27 protein-coding genes and 2 pseudogenes are annotated in these 22,200 nt (G+C 71.3%); 15 read left to right on the top strand and 14 right to left on the bottom strand.

Annotation, left to right across the window (positions count from 1 at the left end):
* Window positions 1–74 precede the first annotated feature (74 nt).
* On the top strand, window positions 75–605 hold the full coding sequence (locus tag ACSMX9_RS12590; protein ID WP_445402415.1) for a GbsR/MarR family transcriptional regulator: 531 nt from the start codon (window positions 75–77) through the stop codon (window positions 603–605).
* A gap of 37 nt (window positions 606–642) precedes the next feature.
* Here the strand turns inward: ACSMX9_RS12590 and ACSMX9_RS12585 are convergent, their stop codons facing one another.
* Entirely contained in the window at window positions 643–1,461 is an 819-nt protein-coding gene (locus tag ACSMX9_RS12585; RefSeq protein ID WP_445402413.1) for a diacylglycerol kinase, read from the bottom strand.
* Window positions 1,462–1,643: 182 nt separating this feature from the next.
* On the opposite strand from ACSMX9_RS12585, the gene ACSMX9_RS12580 reads away from it, so the two are divergent.
* On the top strand, window positions 1,644–2,927 hold the full coding sequence (locus ACSMX9_RS12580; RefSeq protein ID WP_366113402.1) for an adenylosuccinate synthase: 1,284 nt from the start codon (window positions 1,644–1,646) through the stop codon (window positions 2,925–2,927).
* A 90-nt stretch (window positions 2,928–3,017) separates the two neighbouring features.
* On the opposite strand, the gene ACSMX9_RS12575 is transcribed toward ACSMX9_RS12580, so the two are convergent.
* Together ACSMX9_RS12575 and ACSMX9_RS12570 are read right to left on the bottom strand one after the other, a co-directional pair.
* Window positions 3,018–3,296, bottom strand: coding sequence for a hypothetical protein (locus ACSMX9_RS12575; RefSeq protein ID WP_445402411.1), 279 nt, complete (start codon window positions 3,294–3,296; stop codon window positions 3,018–3,020).
* Between the two features lie 139 nt (window positions 3,297–3,435).
* Window positions 3,436–3,690, bottom strand: a complete 255-nt coding sequence (locus ACSMX9_RS12570) for a hypothetical protein (protein WP_351237989.1) — start codon at window positions 3,688–3,690, stop codon at window positions 3,436–3,438.
* A 284-nt stretch (window positions 3,691–3,974) separates the two neighbouring features.
* On the opposite strand from ACSMX9_RS12570, the gene ACSMX9_RS12565 reads away from it, so the two are divergent.
* The gene (locus ACSMX9_RS12565; protein ID WP_351237990.1) at window positions 3,975–4,835 is read left to right on the top strand and encodes a helix-turn-helix domain-containing protein; all 861 of its coding nucleotides are present in this window, start codon (window positions 3,975–3,977) and stop codon (window positions 4,833–4,835) included.
* Window positions 4,832–5,026: a DUF397 domain-containing protein gene (locus ACSMX9_RS12560; protein WP_351237991.1), complete on the top strand. Its 195-nt coding sequence runs from the start codon at window positions 4,832–4,834 to the stop codon at window positions 5,024–5,026. Before ACSMX9_RS12565 ends, ACSMX9_RS12560 begins: the two co-directional genes overlap by 4 nt.
* A gap of 130 nt (window positions 5,027–5,156) precedes the next feature.
* On the opposite strand, the gene ACSMX9_RS12555 is transcribed toward ACSMX9_RS12560, so the two are convergent.
* The 6 genes and pseudogenes from ACSMX9_RS12555 to ACSMX9_RS12530 form a co-directional block, all read right to left on the bottom strand.
* Window positions 5,157–5,903 carry a phosphotransferase family protein gene (locus ACSMX9_RS12555; RefSeq protein ID WP_445402409.1) on the bottom strand — a complete coding sequence of 249 codons (747 nt, stop codon included), beginning with the start codon at window positions 5,901–5,903 and terminating at the stop codon, window positions 5,157–5,159.
* A 92-nt stretch (window positions 5,904–5,995) separates the two neighbouring features.
* Window positions 5,996–6,658, bottom strand: coding sequence for a class I SAM-dependent methyltransferase (locus ACSMX9_RS12550; RefSeq protein WP_445402407.1), 663 nt, complete (start codon window positions 6,656–6,658; stop codon window positions 5,996–5,998).
* 86 nt (window positions 6,659–6,744) lie between these two features.
* A complete protein-coding gene (locus tag ACSMX9_RS12545; RefSeq protein ID WP_445402405.1) occupies window positions 6,745–7,227 on the bottom strand; it encodes a hypothetical protein in 483 nt (160 codons plus the stop codon).
* A gap of 182 nt (window positions 7,228–7,409) precedes the next feature.
* The gene (locus ACSMX9_RS12540; RefSeq protein WP_445402403.1) at window positions 7,410–8,246 is read right to left on the bottom strand and encodes a Scr1 family TA system antitoxin-like transcriptional regulator; all 837 of its coding nucleotides are present in this window, start codon (window positions 8,244–8,246) and stop codon (window positions 7,410–7,412) included.
* A pseudogene (locus ACSMX9_RS12535) lies at window positions 8,230–8,469 on the bottom strand (DUF6879 family protein); the annotation flags it as partial. The gene ACSMX9_RS12540 and the pseudogene ACSMX9_RS12535, both read right to left, overlap by 17 nt.
* A 7-nt stretch (window positions 8,470–8,476) precedes the next feature.
* Window positions 8,477–8,668, bottom strand: a pseudogene (locus ACSMX9_RS12530) (hypothetical protein); the annotation flags it as partial.
* Between the two features lie 141 nt (window positions 8,669–8,809).
* Between ACSMX9_RS12530 and ACSMX9_RS12525 the strand changes: the two are divergent.
* Complete coding sequence (locus tag ACSMX9_RS12525; RefSeq protein ID WP_445402401.1) at window positions 8,810–8,989, top strand: hypothetical protein; 180 nt, start codon at window positions 8,810–8,812, stop codon at window positions 8,987–8,989.
* A 77-nt stretch (window positions 8,990–9,066) separates the two neighbouring features.
* Here ACSMX9_RS12525 and ACSMX9_RS12520 read toward each other — a convergent pair whose 3' ends face one another.
* Window positions 9,067–9,933, bottom strand: a complete 867-nt coding sequence (locus ACSMX9_RS12520) for a hypothetical protein (protein ID WP_445402399.1) — start codon at window positions 9,931–9,933, stop codon at window positions 9,067–9,069.
* Window positions 9,934–10,165: 232 nt separating this feature from the next.
* Entirely contained in the window at window positions 10,166–10,519 is a 354-nt protein-coding gene (locus ACSMX9_RS12515) for a winged helix-turn-helix transcriptional regulator (RefSeq protein WP_445402397.1), read from the bottom strand.
* A 52-nt stretch (window positions 10,520–10,571) separates the two neighbouring features.
* On the opposite strand from ACSMX9_RS12515, the gene ACSMX9_RS12510 reads away from it, so the two are divergent.
* Together ACSMX9_RS12510 and ACSMX9_RS12505 are read left to right on the top strand one after the other, a co-directional pair.
* A complete protein-coding gene (locus ACSMX9_RS12510) occupies window positions 10,572–11,477 on the top strand; it encodes an NAD(P)-dependent oxidoreductase (protein WP_445402395.1) in 906 nt (301 codons plus the stop codon).
* 163 nt (window positions 11,478–11,640) lie between these two features.
* Window positions 11,641–11,931, top strand: a complete 291-nt coding sequence (locus tag ACSMX9_RS12505) for a hypothetical protein (protein ID WP_351238001.1) — start codon at window positions 11,641–11,643, stop codon at window positions 11,929–11,931.
* Window positions 11,932–11,962: 31 nt separating this feature from the next.
* On the opposite strand, the gene ACSMX9_RS12500 is transcribed toward ACSMX9_RS12505, so the two are convergent.
* Entirely contained in the window at window positions 11,963–12,478 is a 516-nt protein-coding gene (locus tag ACSMX9_RS12500; protein ID WP_445402393.1) for a MarR family winged helix-turn-helix transcriptional regulator, read from the bottom strand.
* Window positions 12,471–13,097, bottom strand: a complete 627-nt coding sequence (locus ACSMX9_RS12495; protein ID WP_445402391.1) for a DJ-1/PfpI family protein — start codon at window positions 13,095–13,097, stop codon at window positions 12,471–12,473. Before ACSMX9_RS12495 ends, ACSMX9_RS12500 begins: the two co-directional genes overlap by 8 nt.
* A 339-nt stretch (window positions 13,098–13,436) precedes the next feature.
* Between ACSMX9_RS12495 and ACSMX9_RS12490 the strand changes: the two genes are divergently transcribed.
* From ACSMX9_RS12490 to ACSMX9_RS12480, 3 genes are all read left to right on the top strand, one after another.
* On the top strand, window positions 13,437–14,813 hold the full coding sequence (locus ACSMX9_RS12490) for an aspartate aminotransferase family protein (RefSeq protein ID WP_445402973.1): 1,377 nt from the start codon (window positions 13,437–13,439) through the stop codon (window positions 14,811–14,813).
* Between the two features lie 118 nt (window positions 14,814–14,931).
* Window positions 14,932–15,663 (top strand): GntR family transcriptional regulator, encoded by a 732-nt coding sequence (locus ACSMX9_RS12485; RefSeq protein ID WP_445402389.1) that lies wholly within the window; start codon window positions 14,932–14,934, stop codon window positions 15,661–15,663.
* Between the two features lie 122 nt (window positions 15,664–15,785).
* Entirely contained in the window at window positions 15,786–16,436 is a 651-nt protein-coding gene (locus ACSMX9_RS12480) for a hypothetical protein (protein ID WP_351238010.1), read from the top strand.
* Window positions 16,437–16,484: 48 nt separating this feature from the next.
* On the opposite strand, the gene ACSMX9_RS12475 is transcribed toward ACSMX9_RS12480, so the two are convergent.
* On the bottom strand, window positions 16,485–17,237 hold the full coding sequence (locus ACSMX9_RS12475; RefSeq protein WP_351238012.1) for an SLATT domain-containing protein: 753 nt from the start codon (window positions 17,235–17,237) through the stop codon (window positions 16,485–16,487).
* A 450-nt stretch (window positions 17,238–17,687) separates the two neighbouring features.
* Between ACSMX9_RS12475 and ACSMX9_RS12470 the strand changes: the two genes are divergently transcribed.
* The 5 genes from ACSMX9_RS12470 (at window position 17,688) to ACSMX9_RS12450 (ending at window position 22,069) form a co-directional block, all read left to right on the top strand.
* Window positions 17,688–18,029: a YbaB/EbfC family nucleoid-associated protein gene (locus ACSMX9_RS12470; RefSeq protein ID WP_351238014.1), complete on the top strand. Its 342-nt coding sequence runs from the start codon at window positions 17,688–17,690 to the stop codon at window positions 18,027–18,029.
* Window positions 18,030–18,222: 193 nt separating this feature from the next.
* A complete protein-coding gene (gene recR, locus ACSMX9_RS12465) occupies window positions 18,223–18,822 on the top strand; it encodes a recombination mediator RecR (protein WP_351238016.1) in 600 nt (199 codons plus the stop codon).
* Window positions 18,815–19,474, top strand: coding sequence for a DUF5063 domain-containing protein (locus tag ACSMX9_RS12460; protein ID WP_445402387.1), 660 nt, complete (start codon window positions 18,815–18,817; stop codon window positions 19,472–19,474). The genes recR and ACSMX9_RS12460 overlap by 8 nt, the downstream gene beginning before the upstream one ends.
* Window positions 19,475–19,739: 265 nt before the next feature.
* Window positions 19,740–21,020 carry an aspartate kinase gene (locus ACSMX9_RS12455; protein WP_351238020.1) on the top strand — a complete coding sequence of 427 codons (1,281 nt, stop codon included), beginning with the start codon at window positions 19,740–19,742 and terminating at the stop codon, window positions 21,018–21,020.
* Window positions 21,017–22,069 (top strand): aspartate-semialdehyde dehydrogenase, encoded by a 1,053-nt coding sequence (locus tag ACSMX9_RS12450; RefSeq protein WP_445402385.1) that lies wholly within the window; start codon window positions 21,017–21,019, stop codon window positions 22,067–22,069. Before ACSMX9_RS12455 ends, ACSMX9_RS12450 begins: the two co-directional genes overlap by 4 nt.
* Window positions 22,070–22,200: the final 131 nt, after the last annotated feature.

Genomic DNA, 22,200 nt, shown 5'->3' with positions numbered 1-22,200 from the left:
GTTTCAGAAAATTGTGAAGTTAAGGAACCGTATAGCCTCTGCCCAGGCACGTCGCACGAGGGGATGGTCGAGGCATGACGGAGAACGACCCGGTGTCCGCCGAGCCCGCGCGGGACCCCGGGCAGGGCGCCGCGCGGGACGACGACAGGGTCGCCCGGTTCGTCGAACACTTCGCCGCCCAACTCGTCGGCGCCGGGATGCCCCCCATGGCGGCCCGGGTGTTCGCCTCGATCCTCTCCTCCGACAGCGGCTCCATGACCTCCGCCGAACTCTCCGAGCGGCTCAAGGTGAGCCCCGCCGGGGTCTCCGGCGCCGTGAAGTACCTCTCCCAGCAGCACATGGTGACCCGGCAGCGCGAGCCCGGCACCCGGCGCGAGCGCTACGTGGTGCACGGCTGGCAGTGGTACGAGGCCCTCACCAACCGCGAGGCGGTGCTCAAGCGGTGGACCGAGTCGCTGCGCGAGGGCGTCGCCAGCCTCGGCGCCGACTCCCCGGCCGGCGAGAGGCTGGTGGAGACCCTGATGTTCTTCGAGTTCGTCGACCGCGAACTCGGCGACCTGATGGCCCGCTGGGAGGTCTACCGCAGGTCCCGGCAGCAGCCCTGACCGGGACCGGAAGCGCCCCTCACGCCCCCACGGCTCCTCACACCCCCGCGGGCAGCGTCAGCGTCCACCCCTTCGGACGGCAGGTCCAGGTCCGCCGCCGCACCGGGCCGCCGGCCACCGCGTCCGCCCGGTACCGGAAGCCCTCCCCGGACGCCCCCGCCCCCGACACGGCCACCGTGCGCCCCCGGGCCCGCACCGCCCGCGCCCCGGCGCCGGCCCACCGCACCACCACCTCGCACTCCCCGTCCCCGCCCGGCCCCACGTCCACCGCCGCCACCGGCGTCGCCGGCTCCACCAGCACCTCGCCGTCCACCTCCACCCGCACCCGCACCGCCCCGGCGGGCACCGGTACCACCGCGCCCCGCACCCGCGCCCAGGACGACCGCAACCACCCGGCGCCGCCTCCGGTCACGACCGGCCCGGGCCCGTCGCCGTGGGGAACCCGCAGCGCCCTCAGCACCACCCCGTCGGCATCGTCGACCAGCAGGTCCAACCGCCGGGCCGTGCCCTCCAGGACCGCCCGGGCCGCCCCCACCGTCCCGGCGGGCACCCCCAGCGACCTCGCCAAGGACACCTCGCCCCCCACCGGGACCAGGGACAACGCCGTCGACTCCAGCTCCCGCTCCCGGTGCAACAGGGTCACCGTCCGCAACAGTGCGTGGTCGTCGCCGACCACCACCGGCCGCCGGGAGCCCCTCCGGGCCAGCGAGCGGGCGAACTCCCCGGGGTGTTCCGGCAGGCACACCTTGACCCCCGCACCCCCGCTGAGCACGTCTTTCGCGATGCGCACCGATTCCCCGTCGTGCCGCCGGGCGACCGGATCGACGAGGAGCAGCAACTGGTCGGAAACCGACACCTCGGTCCTTCCTCGCTTCCTCGGGTAGCATCTTTGTGCAAGAGCCCCTTGCGCTATTGCGCCAGGGGCTTCGTCTATACCGGGGCACCGGTCCGACGGGTGCGGCCAACGAGGGTCGCCGGGGTGTGCGACCCGCACGCCCCTGACCCTGGACATGCCCCGCCCGGAAGGGGTGTACGCCTGTGCCCGCACTTGTGCTGCTCGGTGCTCAGTGGGGTGATGAGGGCAAGGGGAAGGCCACCGACCTGCTCGGTGGCTCGGTCGACTACGTGGTGCGCTACCAGGGCGGCAACAACGCCGGCCACACGGTCGTCGTGGGCGACCAGAAGTACGCGCTCCACCTGCTCCCCTCGGGAATCCTCTCGCCGGACTGCGTTCCCGTGATCGGCAACGGCGTCGTCGTGGACCCCTCGGTCCTGCTCTCCGAGCTGAGCGGCCTGAACGACCGCGGCGTCGACACGTCCAAGCTGCTGATCAGCGGCAACGCCCACATCATCACGCCGTACAGCGTCACCGTCGACAAGGTCACGGAACGTTTCCTCGGCAAGCGGAAGATCGGCACCACCGGTCGTGGCATCGGCCCCACCTACGCGGACAAGATCAACCGCGTGGGCATCCGGGTCCAGGACCTCTACGACGAGTCGATCCTGACCCAGAAGGTCGAGGCGTCCCTCGCCTTCAAGAACCAGGTGCTGGCCAAGCTGTACAACCGCCGGGCCATCGCCGTCGAGCAGGTCGTCGAGGAGCTGCTCGGCTACGCACGGCAGATCGAACGCTACGTCGCCGACACCACCCTGGTCCTGAACCAGGCGCTGGACGAGGACAAGGTCGTCCTGTTCGAGGGCGGCCAGGGCACCCTGCTGGACATCGACCACGGCACGTACCCCTTCGTGACCTCGTCGAACCCGACCGCCGGCGGTGCCTGCACCGGCGCCGGCGTCGGCCCGACCCGGATCAGCCGCGTCATCGGCATCCTGAAGGCGTACACCACCCGCGTCGGCGCCGGCCCGTTCCCGACCGAGCTGTTCGACGAGGACGGCGAGGCCCTGCGCCGCATCGGCGGCGAGCGCGGCGTCACCACCGGCCGGGACCGCCGCTGCGGCTGGTTCGACGCCCCGATCGCCCGCTACGCGACCCGGGTCAACGGCCTCACCGACTTCTTCCTCACCAAGCTCGACGTGCTCACCGGCTGGGAGCAGATCCCGGTCTGCGTCGCCTACGAGATCGACGGCAAGCGCGTCGAGGAGCTGCCCTACTCGCAGACCGACTTCCACCACGCGAAGCCGATCTACGAGAACCTGCCGGGCTGGACGGAGGACATCACCGGCGCCAAGACCTTCGCCGAGCTGCCCAAGAACGCGCAGGCGTACGTGAAGGCGCTGGAGGAGATGTCCGGCGCCCCGATCTCCGCGATCGGCGTCGGCCCGGGTCGGGACCAGACGATCGAGATCAACTCCTTCCTGTAGTCCTGCCCCGTTCCACGGAGTGCGCCCCGGTGCCCCGTGCCCGGTCCTGCGACCGGGCACGGGGCACGTCCCGTCTTCTGGGTGCTTCCCTCAGGCTCGCGGGCCGCCTGCCGATCGGTTCGCCGACACGTGTCGGCGGTCCAGGGCGGCGAAGCAGTGCCGTTGGTGGGTGGTGGCGGGGCGGAGGGCTTCGGGGCGCGCTTCCCAGGGGCGTCCGCCGGGGCGTTGGAGGAGCGCCACGGGGTGGTGGTGGCGGTGGTAGCGGTCGATGACGCGTCCGGTGGTGCCCTTGGTGGGGTCGTAGACGAGCGTGCCGACGGGGGCGGGTTCGTCGGCGTGGGTGTCGGCGTCGGGTGGGGCGGGGTTCACATGCCTTCCGTGGCGACGAAGACGGCGACCACCATCAGCGACCCCCAGGTCATCAAGGCGATGATGCCGCCCCACAGGGCCCCGTCCGCCGTCACCCGGTACCGCCGCCGACCACCACGGCGCGCTCGGCTCCGACCGCTCATCCCCGGTCCGCCCGCACGTTCGCCAGGTGCCGGATCGTCAACGCCTCCGCGATGATCTCCGCCGCCCGACCGTTGCACCACCCCAGATACACGAGCGGAGGCCGCGCCCCGTCCTCCAACACCGACAACCCCGGCAACTCGATCCGTGCCTGCTTCGCCGCAGCGGACAACAACTCGACGGCCAGATCCGCCGCCCAGTCCCCACCGGGCGGAGGCGGGGCGCCACGGTCGCCCGACCGAATCTCGGCCAACGACGGACGCGGCGGGTTGGACGGTTCGGACGGCTCTTGCGGTTGGGGTGACTGGGGTTCATGGGGCTGAAGGTTTGGCTGTTGCATGAGATTCCTCGTGTGGGTGACGTCTGTCAACTACGCGCCTTTTGGCGGGTGTTGTGTGGCTTCAACGTTGCCGGGGAAGCGGCGTACCGTGCAACAGTGCACCGTGGGATTGGCACCAAAAGAGGTGCGAACAGTCCTTCGTCAGCGCACGGTGCGTGACGGGTCATGTACCGTGCACGACTTTTTGGGAGGGCCGAATGGGCAGGGGAGAGACAACCGTCGCGCGGCGACAACTCGGCCGGAACCTCCGTCAGCTCCGTCAAGCGGCGGGGATGACGAAGCGGGAGGCCGCCGATCGCCTGGAATGGTCAGAGTCGAAGATCTGGCGGATCGAAGGGGGCAAAGCTCCGCTCCGGTCCATGGACGTACAGAACATGTGCAGCGTGTACGGCGCTGACGAGGCGGCGGCAGGCTTGATGGAGCTGGCCCAGGAGTCGAAGGCGCGCGCCTGGTGGCACAGTTACGGCGTCCCCGGCTTCGACGTGTACGCCAGCCTGGAGGAAGCCGCCTGGCAGATCGACACGTACGAAAGCGGTCTGGTGCCGGGACTGCTCCAGACGCCTGATTACGTCCGTGCCATCGCGCGCTGCCACTACCCCAACCTGACTGACGAAGAGGTGGAGACCCGCGTCGACATCAGAATGGCACGGCAGAGGATCCTGACCCGGACGGATGGGGCACCCAGGGTTCGGGTCGCCCTGGACGAAGCCGCGCTGCTTCGGCCCGTCGGCAGTCCTGCGGTGATGGCGGCGCAGATCGGGCATCTGGTCTACGTGGCAGGTGTCCGACGGGCATCGATCCGGGTGGTCCCGTTGTCGGTGGGCGTTCACCCCGGAGTCCTGGCGGGACCATTCGTGATGATGGGCTTTCCTCCCGGAGTTGGAGGAGAGCCCACCACGGTCTACGGCGATACGCTGACCAGCGGGTACTACCTTGACAAGGGCGCCGAAGTTGAACAGTACGGTGCTGCCTTTGCAAGTATCTGGTCCAAGGCACTTGACGAGGACGCGAGTAGTCGCGTCCTTGCTGAGGCAGCGAGGAGCTATCAAGAGACATGAGCACCATAGGACAGGACTGGACGAAGTCGTCGTACAGCAACGGGAACACGCACAACTGCGTGGAGGTTCGCGGTCTCTGCGGCACCGTCCAGTTCCGCGACAGCAAGTGCGCCGATTCGGGGCCGGCCGTGTCCGTGTCCGTTCCGGGCTGGTCCGCGTTCGTGGCCGGCCTCCAGCACGACCGCGCGTAGCCCGGAAGCACGCGGACCGCTCCCGTCCGATCGAGCGCCGGACGGGGGCGCGGTGCCCGGTGGCCCCCAGGGCAGCACCTCAGGAGTCGTCGCCGACCTGGGAAGAGCTGACGTGGGCTCAGGCACCGCCTCACATACGGGACTTCAACACGTCGACCTCGCAGCCCGGTGCGAAGGGATCGAAGCCGTGCTCGACCAGCCAGCGGACGGCCAGCAGGCTCCGTAGGGACCACCACGCGTGGATCACGTCGAGGTCGACCTCGGTGCCGTAGCCGGCGATGACGTCGTCGAGGTGCTCCTCGTGTCCGAGCGTGAAGGTGGCGAGGTCGTACAGGGCGTCGCCCCGGCCCGCCTCGGACCAGTCGATGACGCCCGTGACCTCGTCGCCGTCGAGGAAGACGTGGGCGATCTGGAGGTCGCCGTGGGTGAAGGCCGGAGTCCACGGCCGTAGCGCGGCCTCGGCGACCCGGCGGTTGCGGGTGACCAGGTCGGCGGGCAGCACGCCGTTCGCCACGAGCGCCGCGCACTCGTCGTCGAGTTCCGTCGCCAGCGCCAGGACGTCGCGGCCGGCTCGGCCCGGCCACGGCGGGGGCGGCGCCTCGTGCAGCGTCCTGATGACGGCGCCCGCCGCGGCCCACGCCGTCGACGCTCCGGTCGACGGCCCGCCGAGGCGCCCGAGCGTCGTTCCCGGGAGTGCGGCGATCGCGAGCACGGGCGGTTCGCGCCACAGGACCTCCGGGGTCGGCACCGGCGCGAGGGACATCGCCTCGACCTCGGCGTCGACGCGGGCCTGATCGGCGTCCACCTTCAGGAACACGTCCCCCACGCGAAGGGTCACCCGCTCGGAATGGGCCACCACGACCTGTACCTCGTCCATGGGCGACCAGTGTTCCGGGAAGGAGCGGCCGAGGTCGCCGGGTTTTCACGGGCGCTGCCGCGCCCGACCCGCACCCCGGTGCAGCTCGTCGTTCAGTCCACCACCGCGCGACCGATCAGGGTCCCGATGTGGCCCCGTGTCGGGGCCGCCAGCTCGTACACCTCCGCTTCCCGGAACCCGGCCTTGAGGAGAAGCCCCTTCCACTTCCGGGGCGTGTAGCTGTAGCGGTACGTGTACATCGCCTTGCCCGCGAATCCCCCCTTGTACATCCCCTGCGGCCCGTACGCGCCGGGAATGGCCGGGGGGTGGGAGAAGACGAGCACGCCGCCCGGATTCAGTCGGTCGGCGACCAGGGGGAGCAGCCTGGCCGGGTCGGTGAACCAGACCGCGCCGAACATCGAGTACACGGCGTCGTAGGTCTCCGTGCTCTCGGCGAGGTGAGAGAGGACGTCCGCACAGACGAACCGGACCCCCAAGGGCCCCCATCGCTCCGTGGTGTTCGCCACCATGACGGGTGACATGTCGACGCCGGTCGCCTTGACGCCCTGCTGGGCGAGGTATGCCAGGGCGCGCCCGGTCCCGCAGCCGACTTCGAGGACGGACTCCGGTGAGCCGAGCAGCTCCGGCCCCGGCCCGTGCCCCGCGTACTGCGTCCAGCGGAAGCCGGGGTCCGATTCGAACACGTCCTTCCGGGTGCTCTCGGCATAGGTGTTCCAGAGTTCGCGTTCGCTGTCGAGGTCGTGCCGTGCGGGCAACGGAGTGTCCTTCGTGTCTGGTCGGGGTGTGCAGGTTGCCCCTGCCCTCCGGAAGGAGGGGCAGGGGCAAGGAGAACCGGGCCGGTTCAGTGGCTGTCGGGGACCTTGTCGTCGCACGGCGAGCAGTCCGACGCGTCGACTTCCCACAGCTCGTCGTCGACCGCGAACCCGGCCGCGCGGATGAGTTCGGCCGTGCGCGCGACCACGCCGTCACGGCGTCGCTCGATCAGCGGGGCGTGGTGCTTGTACCGGCCGCCGTTGTGCGCGTCGCACAGGGCGAAGTACAGAGGGGTGTCGAGGATCAGTTGGTGGACTCCGATGTCCACGGTGTACCCGACACCCATGTCGGTGCCGGGCTTCTCCATCGCGGTGACGACGTATGCGATGCCCTGCCCCAGGACGCGCTCCGCGAGGCTGCGTACGGACACGCTGTCGCGGAGGAGGAGGCGAACCTCGCGCTCCCACAGATCGGCCACGCCCGTGTCCGTCACGAGGTGGGGAACACGCTCCTCCAAGGCGTTGAGGATGGTGCGAGGATCACGGGTCCTCGTCTGAACCGCTGTGCTCATGGTGCAAGACCTCCTGCTGTGTGGAGTAGCGCACGGCACGGGTACGGGCCTGGTCGACCGGTCGGGAATCCTGGACAGACTTCGGTCATCCCACTGGCCTTCAAAATCAGTCGGCCCGTTGAAATGCCATCTTCCCCAAAAATGACGGGCCTGGTGAAATCGTGCGCGTTCCGGAATAAAGATCACCGCCGGAATGCCCGTGCCCACTGGGTCAGCAGCCCCCTGGCCTCGTCGCCGAAGACGGCTCGCGACTGGTACCCGTCGAAACGATCGAGGAGTGAGCGGACGTCCCTGGGGTCCCTGAACACGGCTGCGCCCAGGTCTGTCTCAATGGTCGCCAATCGGTCGTCGTACACCGTGAACGTGCTGAGTGGAGTGCTACCGAAATTCACGCCCAGCGGCAGCAGCCCGATCTCGATGTTCACCTGATGGGAAAGGAGGGTCAAACGGTCAATCTGCATGGCCATGGAAGGAGGGGGGAGGAGTGGGTACTTGACCGCCTGTTCGGTGAGGATGAACGTGAAGTTCTTGGCGTGATCGAGTAACACGGCCTGCCGTTCGAGTTTCATGGCAACGGCCTGGGCCTGCTGTGCGGGTGGCGTGTCGGAGATGCTCGCCGTGATGTATTCCGGGATTGCCAACAGTCCGGTGGTCATGGAGAGGAGGAAGTACCGGAAGTCCGTTGTGGATGCTTCGATCCCTGCCAGTTCCCACTGCTTCTTTTCCAGCCCCTTGCGATGGAGGGTTCTCCGACCCTGCCATTCGGTCTGAGAGATGCGAGCCAGTGCCGTGGCCTCGGCCGTGACGGTCGGAGGCGCTCCCAGAGCCTTCAGGATCTGCTCGACATCCACGAGGGACGGGCGGATCTTGTTGCCCTCGATACGGCTGATCTTGGACTGCGACATGTTGCAACGTGCGGCTAGCCGGGCTCCTGAGAGCCCGGCTTGCTTGCGAAGGCGTTGGAGCATGGCAGCCAGTTCCATCCGGGACTGGTCGAGCCGTTCAGGCTGGATGGCCACCGTCGACGTACTCCTCGAAGGGCACCGACTCCGCGACGGCGATGCGTTGGTACTCGACGAAGGCGGAGACGTCACCCTCGAAGACCGTGCGGTTGATCTGTGTGCCGTCCGCCTCGTAGTTCGTGAGGACCACCTCCGACCGGTCGAACATCCAGAAGTCCTGGACTCCCTCCAGGGGATTCGGTCGGTCGGTCACGTCCAGGATGCGGATGTCGTCTCCCGCTCGGACCACGGACAGCCTCCCTCAACGTCTCCTCCGGGATCTCCACGAGCCCTTCACCCCGGGGAGCGTCGAACGCGTGGGACACGTTGCCTTGGACCAGGAACGAACCGGTCGGCGTCCGGTAGACGTTCGGGCAGTCCTCTCCTCCGCACGTACCGGTTCCGTTGCCGGTGAGCCGAATCAGTTCTGCGCGAGCCATGATGGAACTCCCTCGTGACCGGTGCGGGCTGGAGTTTGACGCCCCCGACCGTAGGGGCATGCCGTCACGGGCGTCCACATCGGAGGATGACTATGCGCGTTGTGGCATAAACCCGGGGGACCGGGGAGTACGAAGACGAGGGTGAAGGCAGGCTTCGTGTTGTCCTTCGGCGCACCCGTCGCGGCGGCCCTGCTCCTGGTGGCGCTGGGTGTCCAGGTCGGCTGCCAGCGGCTCGACGGTCGGCGCCTTCCGGTGGCGCCCCGGCCCGGGCCCCGGGGCGTCCCGGTCGCGGCACCGCCGCACGGTCCCGTCCACGGGTGAAGCGCGGTCGGCCCGGCGCGGCCGTGCGCATCGGACGGAGGAGCCCGCTCGACGGGACGGGGGGCGGGTCATCGGGTTCAGTGGCGCGACGGCGTGCGGGGAACGCGGGGCGGCCCGGCGACCCGGTCGCTCAGCCGCACGACCCTGATGTCGATCTGACCGTGCCCGTCCTCCCAGCCGACCACCGGCCGGCACCCCTCGTCCTGGAGGCCGCCCGTCGTGGCGTCGTCGAGGAGGGGCATCAACCCTTCCTCGCCGTCGGTGCAGAAGTACCCGAGGTGGGCGCGGAGTCGGGGGTGGTCGATGGCGGCCAGCTCCTCCTGCCACTCCTCGTCGGGTTCCACCTCGAAGGGGAGGAGTTGCTCGGGTGCGTGCCCGGTGTCGAGGGCCGCCCGCAGGGCGTCGAGGAGCGTGCCGTCCGAGACCAACCGGGGGAAGAACACCGTCCAGGCGCCGGCGAGGGCGGGATCGGCGAGGTCGACGCCGTACCGTTCCGTCAACGGGGCGAGGTCGGCGCCGCGGACGAGGCCCCGGCCGAAGCACACGGTGTCGACGGCGTCGGCGAAGTCACGGGGCAGCGCCGTCGTTCCCTCCCCGGACGTCGAGAAGTCGAAGACCGACCCGCCGGCGTCGAAGGTCGGGAACCGGTCGGACTCGTCGAACAGGGGACAGTCCCACACCACCGGCTGGCCGCCGCGCAGGGCGGCGGGACGCACCCAGGCGGGGTCCCGTGCGAACCCGGTCTCGTACATCAGGTTGCCGTTGACCGAGGCGGCGTACACCGCGTCGGGGTCGTACTCCTCCAGGGGGCGGCCCAGCAACACGGCGAAGGCGTCGGAGAGTTGCCGGCTCCAGTCACCCTCCGACGACCGTCGGGCCTCGGGAGGAGCCGGAGGGACCGTGGTGGCCAGGGAGTTCGGGGGACCGGCGGGTTCAGGTGTCATGGCGGCACCGTAGTTCCCGCCTCCGACACCGCCCGCCCCGGCGACGGACACGAGCGGTCCTTCGACGGAACGACGGAGCGGACCGGTGGGGCGGACCGGTGGGGCGGTTGGTTCACCACCGTCCGCGGTAGCCACTTTTTTGTGGGTACTTGGCGGTGCCGGGCGACGGGCCGATCCTGGTGGTGGTGGAAGCGGTTCCACCACCACCAGGATCCGGGGAAGGGGCGATGCGTCAGGGGGTGTCCGGCCGGGTGTCGGTGAGTTGCTCCAGGCGACGGTGGCCCCAGTCGGAGAGGGGGGCCAGGGCCTCGGAGAGGTCCCGGCCGAAGGCGGTCAGGGAGTAGAGCGTCTTCAACGGCAGGACGTCGTGCACCTCGCGGTGCACCAGTCCGTCGGCCTCCATGTCGCGGAGCGCCTGGGTCAGCACCTTCTCGCTGAGCCCCGGCAGCCGCCGGCGCAGCTCGCCCGGGCGGCAGGGGCCGGGCTCCAGCAGCCAGAGCAGGCTCGTCTTCCACTTGCCGTCGATCACGGCGATCGCGGCGGTCACCCCGCAGACGTTCGGGTCCTGGGCGCGCTTGCGCGTCATCTTCACCCCGTTCCATCAATCCATTTCCACGAGATTCCCACGGAGTTGCGTCATGTCCCCGTACACCGAACAGTCTGACGCCACCGTCACCGTCACCGTCACCGTTCTCGGCCTCGGGCCGATGGGGCGGGCCCTGGCGGAGGCGTTCCTGAACGCCGGTCTGCGCACCACGGTCTGGAACCGGACGCCGGGCCGGGAGCGGGAGTTGGTCGCGAAGGGCGCGTTCGGCGCCCGGTCGGCGGAGGAGGCGGTCGCCGCGAGCGACCTCACCGTGGTCTGCGTGCTGGACTACGACGCGGCCGACGGCATCCTGCGACGCCGGGAGGTCGCCGAGGCGCTCCGGGGGCGCACGCTGGTCAACCTGACCGCGGACACCCCGGACCGGGCCCGGGACACCGCCGGCTGGGCGAGCGGTCACGGCATCCGCTACCTGGACGGCGCGATCATGACGCCGACGACGACCATCGGCACCCCCGCCGCGGTGTTCATCCACAGCGGCCCCCGGGACCTCTACCAGGAGCACCGGCCCGTCCTGGAGGTGTTGGGCGGCACCCACACCCACCTCGGCGAGCCGATCGGCCGGGCGGCGGCGTTCGACGTCGCGCTGCTCGACGTCTTCTGGACGGCCATGGCGGGGTACGCCCACGCCGTGGCGGTGGCGCGGGCGGAAGGGATCACGGCGCGGGAACTGGCGCCGTTCGCCAAGGGCATCGGCGACATCCTCCCGCCGTTCTTCGAGGAACTCGCACCGGACATGGACAACGGGACGACCTCCGGCGAGGGCAACCCGCTCACCTCGGCGGCCTCGTCCATGGCGCACGTCATCCACACCTCCGAGGCGCACGGCATCGACGCGGGCGTGATGCGCGCGGCGGAGGGCCTGGCCCGCCGGGCCATCGGGCGGGGCCACGACGCCGACGGGTTCGTCGGGGTCGCCGCGCTGCTCGGCCGGCGCTGAGGGCGCGCGACGGGGCCAGGGACGAGGGCGCCCCGCCGTCCGAGGTCGGGCCCGGACGACGGGGCGGACCCGATCGTTCATCGATCACGAGCCGACCCGCCCCATGAGGAATATTCTGGGAGAAAAGGGGAACGGGGGGACCGCCACAGTCGAGGTGAGTGTCATGCGTGTCATGCTCCGGGCCACCCTGGACACCGAGAAGGGCAACGAGCTGCTGCGCAGCGGCAAGATGCCACACATGATCCAGCAGACGATGGATCACCTGAAGCCCGAGGCCGCCTACTTCCTGCCGCTGGGCGGCAAGCGGACCTGCTTGCTGGTGATGGACCTGGCCGACAGCTCCGACCTGGTGCCGGCCGGGGAGCCGTTCTTCGTGGAGATGGACGCCGAGGTCGAGGTGCTGCCCGTGATGAACGCCGAGGACCTCCAGCGCGGACTGGGCAAGCTCGGCTGATCCGCCGCCCGCCGCCCGCCGCCCCGACCCGTCAGCCGTCCCCGAGCCCGTCCAGCTCCCGGTCCGGGTCCCGGTCGATCCGCTCCAGCGCCGCCGACAGCAGCTCCAGGGCCCGCGCGGCAGCGGCGAACTCCGGCTGGCCGAGTTCCTCGGCGAGCCGCTGCGCGAGGCGGGCGTGGGCCGGGCCGATCCGTTCGACCGCGGCCCGGCCCGCCGCGGTGGGCCGCAGCAACTTGGCCCGCCGGTGCGCCGGGTTGGGGTCGTAGGCGGCGAGGCCCCCGGCGACCAGGGCGTCCGCGGTGCGCTGGACGCTCTGCCGGGTGATCCCCATCGCCCTGGCGATGCCGGCGACCGGTAGCGGTTCCCGCAACACGGCACCCAGCACCTGCCAGCGGGTCGCGGACAACCCGGCCGGGGCGGCCAGCGCCTCCGAGACGGCGAGGAACTGGCCGTTCAACCGGAACACCCCGAGCGCGGTGGCGCTCAACAGGTCCTGCCGGGCGCGCCCCTCGTCGGCGCCGTGCTCACTCGCGCCGGCCTCACTCATCGCCGTCCGCCGCGGCCAGCACCTCGTACGCGGCCGGGTCCGAGTCGTGGAACAGCCGGTACCAGGCGTCCAGCAGTTCGCCCTCGAAGACCCCGAGCAGCCCCAGTACCTCCCGGGCGAAGGCGACCGGCTCGGTGGGGCCTGCGGTGACCAGGCCGCGGTCGGTGACCGCGTCCGTCTCCACGTACCGCGCCGCGCCCCGGTAGCCGGTGGCCGCGAGGTAGGGGGCCGCCGCGCTGGTGTGGGCGCGGTCGTCCAACAGCCCGGCGCGCGCGAGGCCCGCGGTGGCCCCGCAGATCGCGGCGACCGGGACGCCGGCGTCGAGGAAGGCACGGGCCTTCTCGGCGAAGGGCGCGAGGTCGTCCCCGGTGTCCCACCGGTCGGCGCCCACCAGGATCAGCAGCGAGGCGTCCTCGGGGGCGAGTTCGTCGAGGGTGAGGTCGGGGGCGACCCGCAGTCCGCCGATGCTGGTCACCGGGGTCAGGGTCGGGCCGACGGTGCGGACCCGGTAGCCGCCGCGGGCGAGGAAGGCGGTGGTGTGGCCGGTCTCCCAGTCGGCGAAGGTGTCGTAGACGGCGAGGTGCACGGGAGCGGCTTCGGGGGCGGGGGAGCCGGGCATGACGATCTCCTGACTGCAATGACTGCAATGACTGCAATGACTGCAATGACTGCAATGACTGCAATGGGCGCGATGGGTGAGCGTGATGCCGGGCCGGCCGGACCGGCCGGCGAACCGACCCGCGGCTACCGCCCGGCTCATGACAGCACCCTGTCATCATGACAGGGTGCTGTCAATAACTGCCCCCGGAAGCCGCCCACCCCTGGACGAACTGTCCGCCCCGCACCCCCAGAGCCGTACAGCCCGCCGATACCGCCCCGTCCCGGCGGCCGCCTACGCTCGGCGACCATGAGCCCTCAGACGACCGGCACCCCCGAGGCCCCGACACCGCAGCCGCCGATGCCGCAGCCGCCGACGACCCGGCAGCCGCAGCCCGACCCGGCGACCGGTGCCGCGGTGAAGGCCGCCGACCGCGCGCACGTCTTCCACTCCTGGTCCGCCCAGGAACTCATCGACCCGCTCGCCGTCGCGGGCGCCCGGGGCGCCCACTTCTGGGACTACGAGGGCAACCGCTACCTCGACTTCACCAGCGGGCTCGTCTTCACCAACATCGGCTACCAGCATCCCCGGGTGGTCGCCGCGATCCAGGAACAGGCCGCCAAGCTCACCACCTTCGCGCCGGCCTTCGCCGTCGAGGCGCGCTCCGAGGCCGCCCGGCTGATCGCCGAACGCACCCCCGGCGACCTGAACAAGGTCTTCTTCACCAACGGCGGCGCCGAGGCCGTCGAGAACGCCGTCCGGATGGCCCGGCTGCACACCGGCCGCCCCAAGGTGCTCTCCGCCTACCGCTCGTACCACGGCGCCACCGCCGCGGCCATCAACCTCACCGGCGACCCCCGCCGCTGGCCCTCCGACAGCGGCTCGGCGGGCGTCGTCCACTTCTGGGCGCCCTTCCTCTACCGCTCCCCGTTCTACGCCGAGACCGAGGAGCAGGAACGGGACCGGGCGCTCGCCCACCTCGCCGACACCCTCGCCTTCGAGGGCCCGGGCACCGTCGCGGCCGTGGTGCTGGAGACGGTCCCCGGCACCGCCGGCATCATGCCCCCGCCGCCCGGCTACCTCGCCGGGGTCCGCGCCCTGTGCGACGAACACGGCGTGGTGCTGATCCTCGACGAGGTCATGGCCGGCTTCGGCCGCACCGGGGCCTGGTTCGCCGCCGACCACGAAGGGGTCGTGCCCGACCTGCTGACCTTCGCCAAGGGCGTCAACTCCGGATACGTGCCGCTCGGCGGCGTGGCGATCTCCCCCGAGATCGCCGACACCTTCGCCCGCCGCCCTTACCCCGGCGGCCTCACCTACTCCGGACACCCGCTGGCCTGCGCCGCCGCCGTCGCCACCATCGAGACGATGGCGGACGAGGACGTCGTCGGGCAGGCCGAGCGCCTGGGACGGGAGGTGCTCGGCCCCGGCCTCGCCGCACTCGCCGCCCGCCACCCCAGCGTTGGCGAGGTGCGCGGCCTCGGCGCCTTCTGGGCGCTCGAACTCGTCCGGGACCGCGAGACCCGCGAACCGCTCGTTCCCTACAACGCGACCGGCGGGGCCAACGCCCCGATGGCCGCCTTCGCCGCCGAGGCCAAGCGCCACGGACTCTGGCCGTTCGTCAACATGAACCGGACCCACGTCGTCCCGCCCTGCAACCTCACCGCCGAGGAGGCCGCGGAGGGGCTCGCCGCCCTGGACGCCGCCCTGTCGGTGGCCGACGAGCACACCGTGTGACCCCGGGCGCCGTTCCCGGGCCGTCACGGAGGGGTCCGACGGCCCGGGGAGCGCGTAGGGTGTTCCTCCGCCCGTAGCGGCGATTTCGCCACTGTCACGCGGGGGAGGGACGCGTTTCATGTCCGGAAGCGGTAGCGCAGACGGCAGCAGAGGACACGGGGGGACCGGTACGGCCCCCGCCGTGACCCGGAGCACGCTGCGCCAGCAGATCGCGGACGCCCTGCGGGACGAGGTGCTGGCCGGGCGCCTCCAACCGGGGCAGGAGTTCACCGTCAAGGAGATCGCCGAGCAGTACGGCGTCTCCGCGACCCCCGTGCGCGAGGCCCTGGTGGACCTCTCCGCGCAGGGGCTCCTGGACGCCGTCCAGCACCGCGGCTTCGAGGTGCGCGCCTACTCCTTCGCGGACTTCCGCGGCATGGTCGAGGCCCGCGCCCTGGTCACCGACGCCCTCTTCAGCGGACTCACCGGCACCGCCTGGAACGCCGACGTCGAGGAGGCGCTGAACACCGTGCGCCGGCGCGGGGAGGAGGCGCAACGCGCCGCCCTCGCCGGCGACCTCAACGTCCTCATCGGCTACGACCTGCGGTTCTGGCGCGAACTCGGGGCGATCTTCGGCAATCCGTACCTCACCGACTTCCTGCACCGGCTGCGCGTGCAGTCCTGGAGCTGCGCGGTGCCGCTGCTGCGCCGTCAGCCGAGCCTCGCGGGCCGGCTGTGGTCCGCGCACACCGAACTCGTCGACGCCCTCGCCCGTCGCGATCCGGCCGCCGCCCGATCGGTGTTCGCCGCGTACAACACGCACGCGTTGGAGCTGATCCGAGGGCTGGACGCCACCGTGCCGTCCGACTGACGAGGTCGGTCCCGACGACCGGGCGCCAAGCCGCCGCGGGCGCATTACCCTTCGGTGGACCGGGGTGCGCGGTGGCCCCGGTTCCGCCCCGTCCGCCGGACTTCTGCAAGGAGTGCCCACCCTTGGCCTGTGACCTCTGGCTGGTCCCGCTCGTCGATGTGCTCTGTCACAGCCCCGACAACCCCTTCGCCGAGGAACTCGCGCTCTACGACCGGACGTTGGCCGAGTCCGGCCTACCGCCGGTCCCCGTCTACGCCTATATGCCGGGGCTCTCCGGGGACGTCGCCCCGGTGGCCGGATTCGACTACGACGCCCTGCACTTCCTGCGCCGGGCGTACCTGCTCCAGCTCTGCGGACTGACCGTCACCCCGGTGGACGCGCTGGGCGGGGACTACGAGCAGTTGCTGGAGATGTTCGAGGCGACGGCCAAGCAGTCGCACCTGGTCTGGCACTACGACCACGCCGGCGCCTACGTCCCGCTGGACTTCCCCGCCCCGCTCTCCAATGACGAACTCCTCGCCGGAGGGGGCCCGTTGGGTTCCTCGCACGGGCTGCTGCGGGAGCTGGAGTACGTCGCCCCGGCCATCGGCATCGACCCGCGCAACCCGCCGCTGGCCCCCCTGCCGCCGGCCGGCCCCACCACCCTGGAGGAACCGGCCGCCCCGATCCCGCTCGACGGCGGCCCCTACGCCCGCGAGCGCCACGTCTGGCTCGGCCTGCACGCCGCCGCCACCCGGAGCCTCGCCCAGGGCTCGATGATCATCTTCAGCTGACGGTCGGCCCCGGGCGGACGCGGGCGGCGCCCGCCCGGGGACGGAACGTCAGCGCGGCTCCGGCGGGCGTTGCCGGGGCATGTTGGGTCGGGGCGCGGTCGCCGGGTGGGCCAGGGCGAACCGCGGGGGCACCAGGTCCGGGCGGGTGCCGGGGCCGGCCCCCGCACACCCCACCTGGAGGCCCAGCGGGGCGGGGCCGCCGCGGAACTCCACCATCCAGTCGGCGGTCTCGACCCGCACCAGCTCCAACACGTCGTCGGAGAACCGCCGCAGCACCCCCAGGCACCGTTCGACGGCCTCCGAGGCGGTGCCCTCCGCCGGCCCCAGCACCTCCCGCACGCACTCGGACGCCCAGTCGAACTGGAGCACCTGCAACCTGCGCTGCACCGCCTGCGCGGTGGCGACGTCCCGCATCCAGCCGGAGGTCAGGCCGAAGAAGCGGTCGCACCCCAGGCAGGCGACGGCGAGCAGCAGCGCCAGGTACCCCCAGCGGGCGAGACCGCCCCCGGGGACGAGCGGCAGCACCACTCCGATCAGCGCCAGCGCGGCGGCCCCGCCCCGCAGCACCCGGGCGCACCGGCGCTTCCACACCCGGTCGGCCAGGTACCACTCGGCCATGTCCAGCGCCCCGCGCTCCACCCACTGGTACAGCTCGTCGAGGCGTTCGGTGGGGTCGGCCCAGTCGCCCAGCGGCAGCGGCCGTCCCACCAGGTCGCCCGGCCGGAGGCCCCTGCCTCCGTCACGGTCGTCCGGGGTGTTCCCCTCGGACGCCCCTTCGGGCTGCATCTCCGGCTGAGTCACCCGGCACTCCCCTTGTTCCCTCGTGCGTTCCGTCGGTCGCGGTCGGTCGGTGGTGCGGCGGTGCGGCCTCGCGAAGGGGCGGCCGGCCGGGCTCCGGCCCGGACACCGGATCGCTCATCCGTTCGCGGGGTGCGGACGGCCGTTCAGGGCCATGCACTCCGTTCCGTATGCACACTGTGACCGTACGTGACGTGGCGGGTGGACGTCGGGGTGCTCCGGACGCCCGGTGCGCCCCGGCGCGCCGCGCCCTTGCCCGGCCGCGGGCAGCAGGTCGCCGGTCACGCGCCCGGGGGCCCGGCGCGGGGGCCCGGCGCCGGTGCTGCCGTGTCACTCGAAAGAGTGCTGGGGCGAGCGGCCCCCGGAGCACGTAGGCTCGTGCCAGGCGGGCAAGCCCGCCGACCGTACTGTCGTCCCCGTCGGCGCGCCAGGCGCCGGCAACAGGAGCTGATCGTGATTCCCGGTGGTGGCCAGCCCAACATGCAGCAGCTGCTCCAGCAGGCCCAGAAGATGCAGCAGGACCTCGCCCGGGCGCAGGAGGAGCTGGCGTCGACGGAGGTCGAGGGCCAGGCGGGCGGCGGCCTGGTCCGCGCCACGGTGAACGGCTCCGGCGAACTGCGCGGTCTGGTGATCGACCCGAAGGCCGTCGACCCGGAGGACACCGAGACCCTCGCGGACCTGGTGCTGGCCGCGGTCCAGGCGGCGAACGAGAACGCCCAGCGGCTCCAGCAGGAGAAGCTCGGCCCGCTGGCGCAGGGGCTCGGCGGCGGCTCGATCCCGGGCCTGCCCTTCTGATCCACCCCCACGGGAGGAGGTCCCGCACCCGAACGGGAACGGCAGGGGTCCCCGTACTTCTGCGGCGGCCCGCGGGCAACTACGGTGGCGTCCGTAGCACCACCCGGGGAACCGGGGGCCGCACCCGGCCTCCCGTTCACCACCGACCGCACGGCCCCGGCCGAAGACCGGGCCCGCTGGAAAGGCTGATTCGTTGTACGAAGGCGTGGTCCAGGACCTCATCGACGAACTGGGCAGGTTGCCCGGCGTCGGGCCCAAGAGCGCGCAGCGGATCGCCTTCCACGTCCTCCAGGCCGAGCCGACGGACGTGCGCCGGCTCGCCCAGGCGCTGATGGAGGTGAAGGCGAAGGTCCGCTTCTGCGCGGTCTGCGGCAACGTGGCGCAGGAGGAGCGGTGCGGCATCTGCCGCGACCCGCGTCGGGACCCGGCCGTCATCTGCGTGGTGGAGGAGCCGAAGGACGTCGTCGCGATCGAACGGACGAGGGAGTTCCGCGGGCGTTACCACGTCCTGGGCGGGGCGATCAGTCCGATCGAGGGCGTCGGCCCCGACGACCTGCGCATCCGCGAACTGCTGGCCCGGCTCGCGGACGGGTCGGTCACCGAGCTGATCCTGGCGACCGATCCCAATCTGGAGGGCGAGGCCACCGCCACCTACCTGGCGCGCATGATCAAGCCCATGGGACTGCGGGTCACCCGGCTGGCCAGCGGCCTGCCGGTGGGCGGCGACCTGGAATATGCGGACGAGGTGACCCTGGGCCGCGCCTTCGAGGGGAGAAGACTCCTAGATGTCTGATGTGACGCTGCACTCCACGACGCAGGATCCCGACGACTTCGCCGTCCAGGTCTCCGACCAGATCGCCAGTTTCCTGGTGGCGGTCACCGAGGTCGCCAAGGGCGACGAGCCGGACTCGGCGGTGCCGTTCCTCCTCCTGGAGGTCTCCCAACTGCTGCTGGCCGGCGGCCGGCTCGGGGCGCACGAGGACATCGTCCCCGAGGAGCGGTACGAGCCCGACCTCGGCGACGAGCCCGACGTGGACGAGCTGCGGCAGCGGCTGGCCGTGCTGCTGGAGCCGGTCGACGTGTACTCGGAGGTCTTCGACCCGTACGAGCCGCGCAAGGCCCCGGTGCCCTGCCGCATCTCCGACGACCTCGCGGACGTGATGGCGGACCTGCGGCACGGGATGGCCCACTACCGGGCCGGGCGCACCACCGAGGCGCTGTGGTGGTGGCAGTTCTCGTACTTCTCCAACTGGGGCTCCACCGCCTCCGGCGCGCTGCGGGCGCTCCAGTCGCTGGTGGCCCACGTGCGGCTGAACCAGCCGCTCCAGGAACTCGACGGGCTGGACACCGACCAGGACCTCGGGGACGACGTGCTCGCCGAGGAGGCGGGCCGGGTGATGACCGAGGAGATCGCGGAGCCGCTGGGCCTGCGCAGCCCCCGCTGATCGGGGGGTGCCGGTCCTTTCGTCGTCCCTTGTGGGGTTTCCTCCCCGGCGCGGGGGCGGTCGGGGGTGTGAGGCCGCCCACTTCGGGCGTGCGGCGCCGGTCGGCTGGGCAGGTGACGCGGTGATCACTTTGTGGTCACCCCGTCTCAGGATGCGACCCCTTCGGGGCGATTCCACCCCGATCGTTAGACTGTCCTGACCCCCCAACTGACCGATCCGGTCGCCGCAAGGTGGGCAAACCGGACCGAGCGAGGAGCGTACGCAAGTGGGCCTTGTCGTGCAGAAGTACGGAGGCTCCTCCGTAGCCGATGCCGAAGGCATCAAGCGCGTCGCCAAGCGGATCGTCGAGGCCAAGCAGAACGGCAACCAGGTGGTTGTCGTGGTCTCCGCGATGGGCGACACGACGGACGAGCTGATCGATCTCGCCGAGCAGGTGTCACCGATGCCCGTCGGGCGCGAGTTCGACATGCTGCTGACCGCGGGAGAGCGGATCTCCATGGCCCTGCTGGCGATGGCGATCAAAAACCTGGGCCACGAGGCCCAGTCGTTCACCGGCAGTCAGGCCGGCGTCATCACCGACTCCGTCCACAACAAAGCCCGCATCATCGATGTCACTCCCGGTCGCATCCGGACCGCGCTGGACGAGGGCAACATCGCCATCGTCGCCGGCTTCCAGGGCGTCTCCGCGGACAAGAAGGACATCACCACGCTCGGGCGCGGCGGCTCGGACACCACGGCCGTGGCGCTCGCCGCCGCTCTGGACGCCGAGGTCTGCGAGATCTACACCGACGTGGACGGCGTCTTCACCGCCGACCCGCGCGTGGTGAAGAAGGCCCGCAAGATCGACCGGATCTCCTTCGAGGACATGCTGGAGCTGGCCAGCTCGGGCTCGAAGGTGCTGCTCCACCGCTGTGTGGAGTACGCCCGCCGTTACAACATCCCGATCCACGTCCGTTCGTCCTTCTCCGGACTCCAAGGCACCTGGGTCAGCAACGAACCACACCCCGGTAAGGGAGAGCGCAAGGTGGAGCAGGCCATCATCTCCGGTGTCGCGCACGACACCTCCGAGGCCAAGATCACGGTCGTCGGGGTCCCCGACAAGCCGGGCGAGGCCGCCTCGATCTTCCGGGCGATCGCCGATGCCGAGATCAACATCGACATGATCGTGCAGAACGTCTCGGCCGCCTCGACCGGGCTCACGGACATCTCCTTCACCCTCCCCAAGGCGGAGGGCCGCAAGGCGATCGACGCCCTGGAGTCCGCCCGCAACGGGGTCGGCTTCGAGTCGCTGCGCTACGACGACCAGGTCGCCAAGATCTCCCTGGTCGGCGCCGGCATGAAGACCAACCCGGGCGTCACGGCCGCCTTCTTCGAGGCGCTCAGCAACGCCGGGGTGAACATCGAGCTGATCTCGACCTCCGAGATCCGCATCTCGGTGGTCACCCGCGCCGACGACGTCAAGGAAGCCGTCCAGGCCGTGCACACGGCCTTCGGCCTCGACTCCGACTCCGACGAGGCCGTCGTCTACGGAGGCACCGGGCGATGACCGCCCGCCCGACGCTCGCGGTCGTGGGAGCGACCGGGGTCGTCGGCTCGGTCATGCTCCAGCTCCTGTCCCAGCACGCGGACATCTGGGGCGAGATCCGTCTGATCGCCTCGCCGCGCTCGGCCGGCCGCCGGCTGGTCGTACGCGGCGAGGAGGTCGAGGTGCTGGCGCTCACCGAGGAGGCGCTCGACGGGGTCGACATCGCCATGTTCGACGTCCCCGACGAGGTCGCCGCCCGGTGGGCGCCGATCGCCGTCGCCAAGGGCGCCGTCGTCGTCGACAACTCGGCGGCCTTCCGGATGGACCCGGACGTACCGCTGGTCGTCCCCGAGGTCAACGCGCACGCCGTGCGCATCCGCCCGCGCGGCATCGTCGCCACCCCCAACTGCACCACCCTGTCGATGATCGTCGCGATCGGCGCGCTGCACGCCGAGTTCGGGCTGCGCGAACTGGTCGTCTCCGCCTTCCAGGCGGTCAGCGGCGCCGGTCAGGCCGGCGTCGACATCCTGCGCGAGCAACTCGCCCTGGTCGCCGGCACCGAACTGGGCACCGCCCCGGGCGACGTCCGCCGTGCGGTCGGCGACCGCACCGGGCCCTTCCCCGAACCGGTCGCCCTCAACGTCGTCCCGTGGGCCGGCACCGTCCGGGACGGGGGCTGGTCCTCGGAGGAGATGAAGGTCCGGGACGAGTCCCGCAAGATCCTCGACCTGCCCGACCTCAGGATCACCGCGACCTGCGTCCGCGTCCCCGTGGTCACCACGCACGCCCTGACCGTGCACGCCCGCTTCCAGGACGAGGTCACCGTGGACCGGGCCCGCGAGGTCCTCGCCACCGCGCCCGGGGTGGTCCTCTTCGACGACCCGGAGGCCGGCGAGTTCCCCACCCCCGTCGACGCCGTGGGCACCGACCCCACCTGGGTCGGCCGGGTCCGCCGCCACCTCGACGACCCCACCGCCCTGGAACTCTTCGTCTGCGGCGACAACCTCCGCAAGGGCGCCGCCCTCAACACCACCCAACTCGCCGAACTCATCGCCCGACCCGGAGCCTGATCCCGAAGGGCCGCGAGTAACCCGCCGAAACGCCGCACCGGGCGGCAGAGGTCACAACTCGCCCAAGCCGCCCCAGCCGGAGGAAATCCCTGGTGGCCAAGGCCGAATTCATTTGTAGGATCACCGTAAGT

The sequence above is a fragment of the Streptomyces sp. LE64 genome (genome assembly GCF_052606915.1).
The sequence above is the reverse complement of the archived record's forward strand: the minus strand, read 5'-3'. Positions and strand labels throughout refer to the sequence as shown.

Bases quoted from the DNA above. Each gene is read 5' to 3' on its own strand.
- ACSMX9_RS12510 (WP_445402395.1), top strand. From the start codon at position 10,572: ATGTCCCCGTACACCGAACAGTCTGACGCCACCGTCACCGTCACCGTC.
- ACSMX9_RS12565 (WP_351237990.1), top strand. From the start codon at position 3,975: ATGGGCAGGGGAGAGACAACCGTCGCGCGGCGACAACTCGGCCGGAAC.
- ACSMX9_RS12500 (WP_445402393.1), bottom strand. From the start codon at position 12,478: ATGAGTGAGGCCGGCGCGAGTGAGCACGGCGCCGACGAGGGGCGCGCC.
- ACSMX9_RS12490 (WP_445402973.1), top strand. From the start codon at position 13,437: ATGCCGCAGCCGCCGACGACCCGGCAGCCGCAGCCCGACCCGGCGACC.
- ACSMX9_RS12460 (WP_445402387.1), top strand. From the start codon at position 18,815: ATGTCTGATGTGACGCTGCACTCCACGACGCAGGATCCCGACGACTTC.
- ACSMX9_RS12520 (WP_445402399.1), bottom strand. From the start codon at position 9,933: ATGACACCTGAACCCGCCGGTCCCCCGAACTCCCTGGCCACCACGGTC.
- ACSMX9_RS12495 (WP_445402391.1), bottom strand. From the start codon at position 13,097: ATGCCCGGCTCCCCCGCCCCCGAAGCCGCTCCCGTGCACCTCGCCGTC.
- ACSMX9_RS12485 (WP_445402389.1), top strand. From the start codon at position 14,932: ATGTCCGGAAGCGGTAGCGCAGACGGCAGCAGAGGACACGGGGGGACC.
- ACSMX9_RS12555 (WP_445402409.1), bottom strand. From the start codon at position 5,903: ATGGACGAGGTACAGGTCGTGGTGGCCCATTCCGAGCGGGTGACCCTT.
- ACSMX9_RS12545 (WP_445402405.1), bottom strand. From the start codon at position 7,227: ATGAGCACAGCGGTTCAGACGAGGACCCGTGATCCTCGCACCATCCTC.
- ACSMX9_RS12560 (WP_351237991.1), top strand. From the start codon at position 4,832: ATGAGCACCATAGGACAGGACTGGACGAAGTCGTCGTACAGCAACGGG.
- ACSMX9_RS12505 (WP_351238001.1), top strand. From the start codon at position 11,641: ATGCGTGTCATGCTCCGGGCCACCCTGGACACCGAGAAGGGCAACGAG.
- ACSMX9_RS12515 (WP_445402397.1), bottom strand. From the start codon at position 10,519: ATGACGCGCAAGCGCGCCCAGGACCCGAACGTCTGCGGGGTGACCGCC.
- ACSMX9_RS12590 (WP_445402415.1), top strand. From the start codon at position 75: ATGACGGAGAACGACCCGGTGTCCGCCGAGCCCGCGCGGGACCCCGGG.
- ACSMX9_RS12450 (WP_445402385.1), top strand. From the start codon at position 21,017: ATGACCGCCCGCCCGACGCTCGCGGTCGTGGGAGCGACCGGGGTCGTC.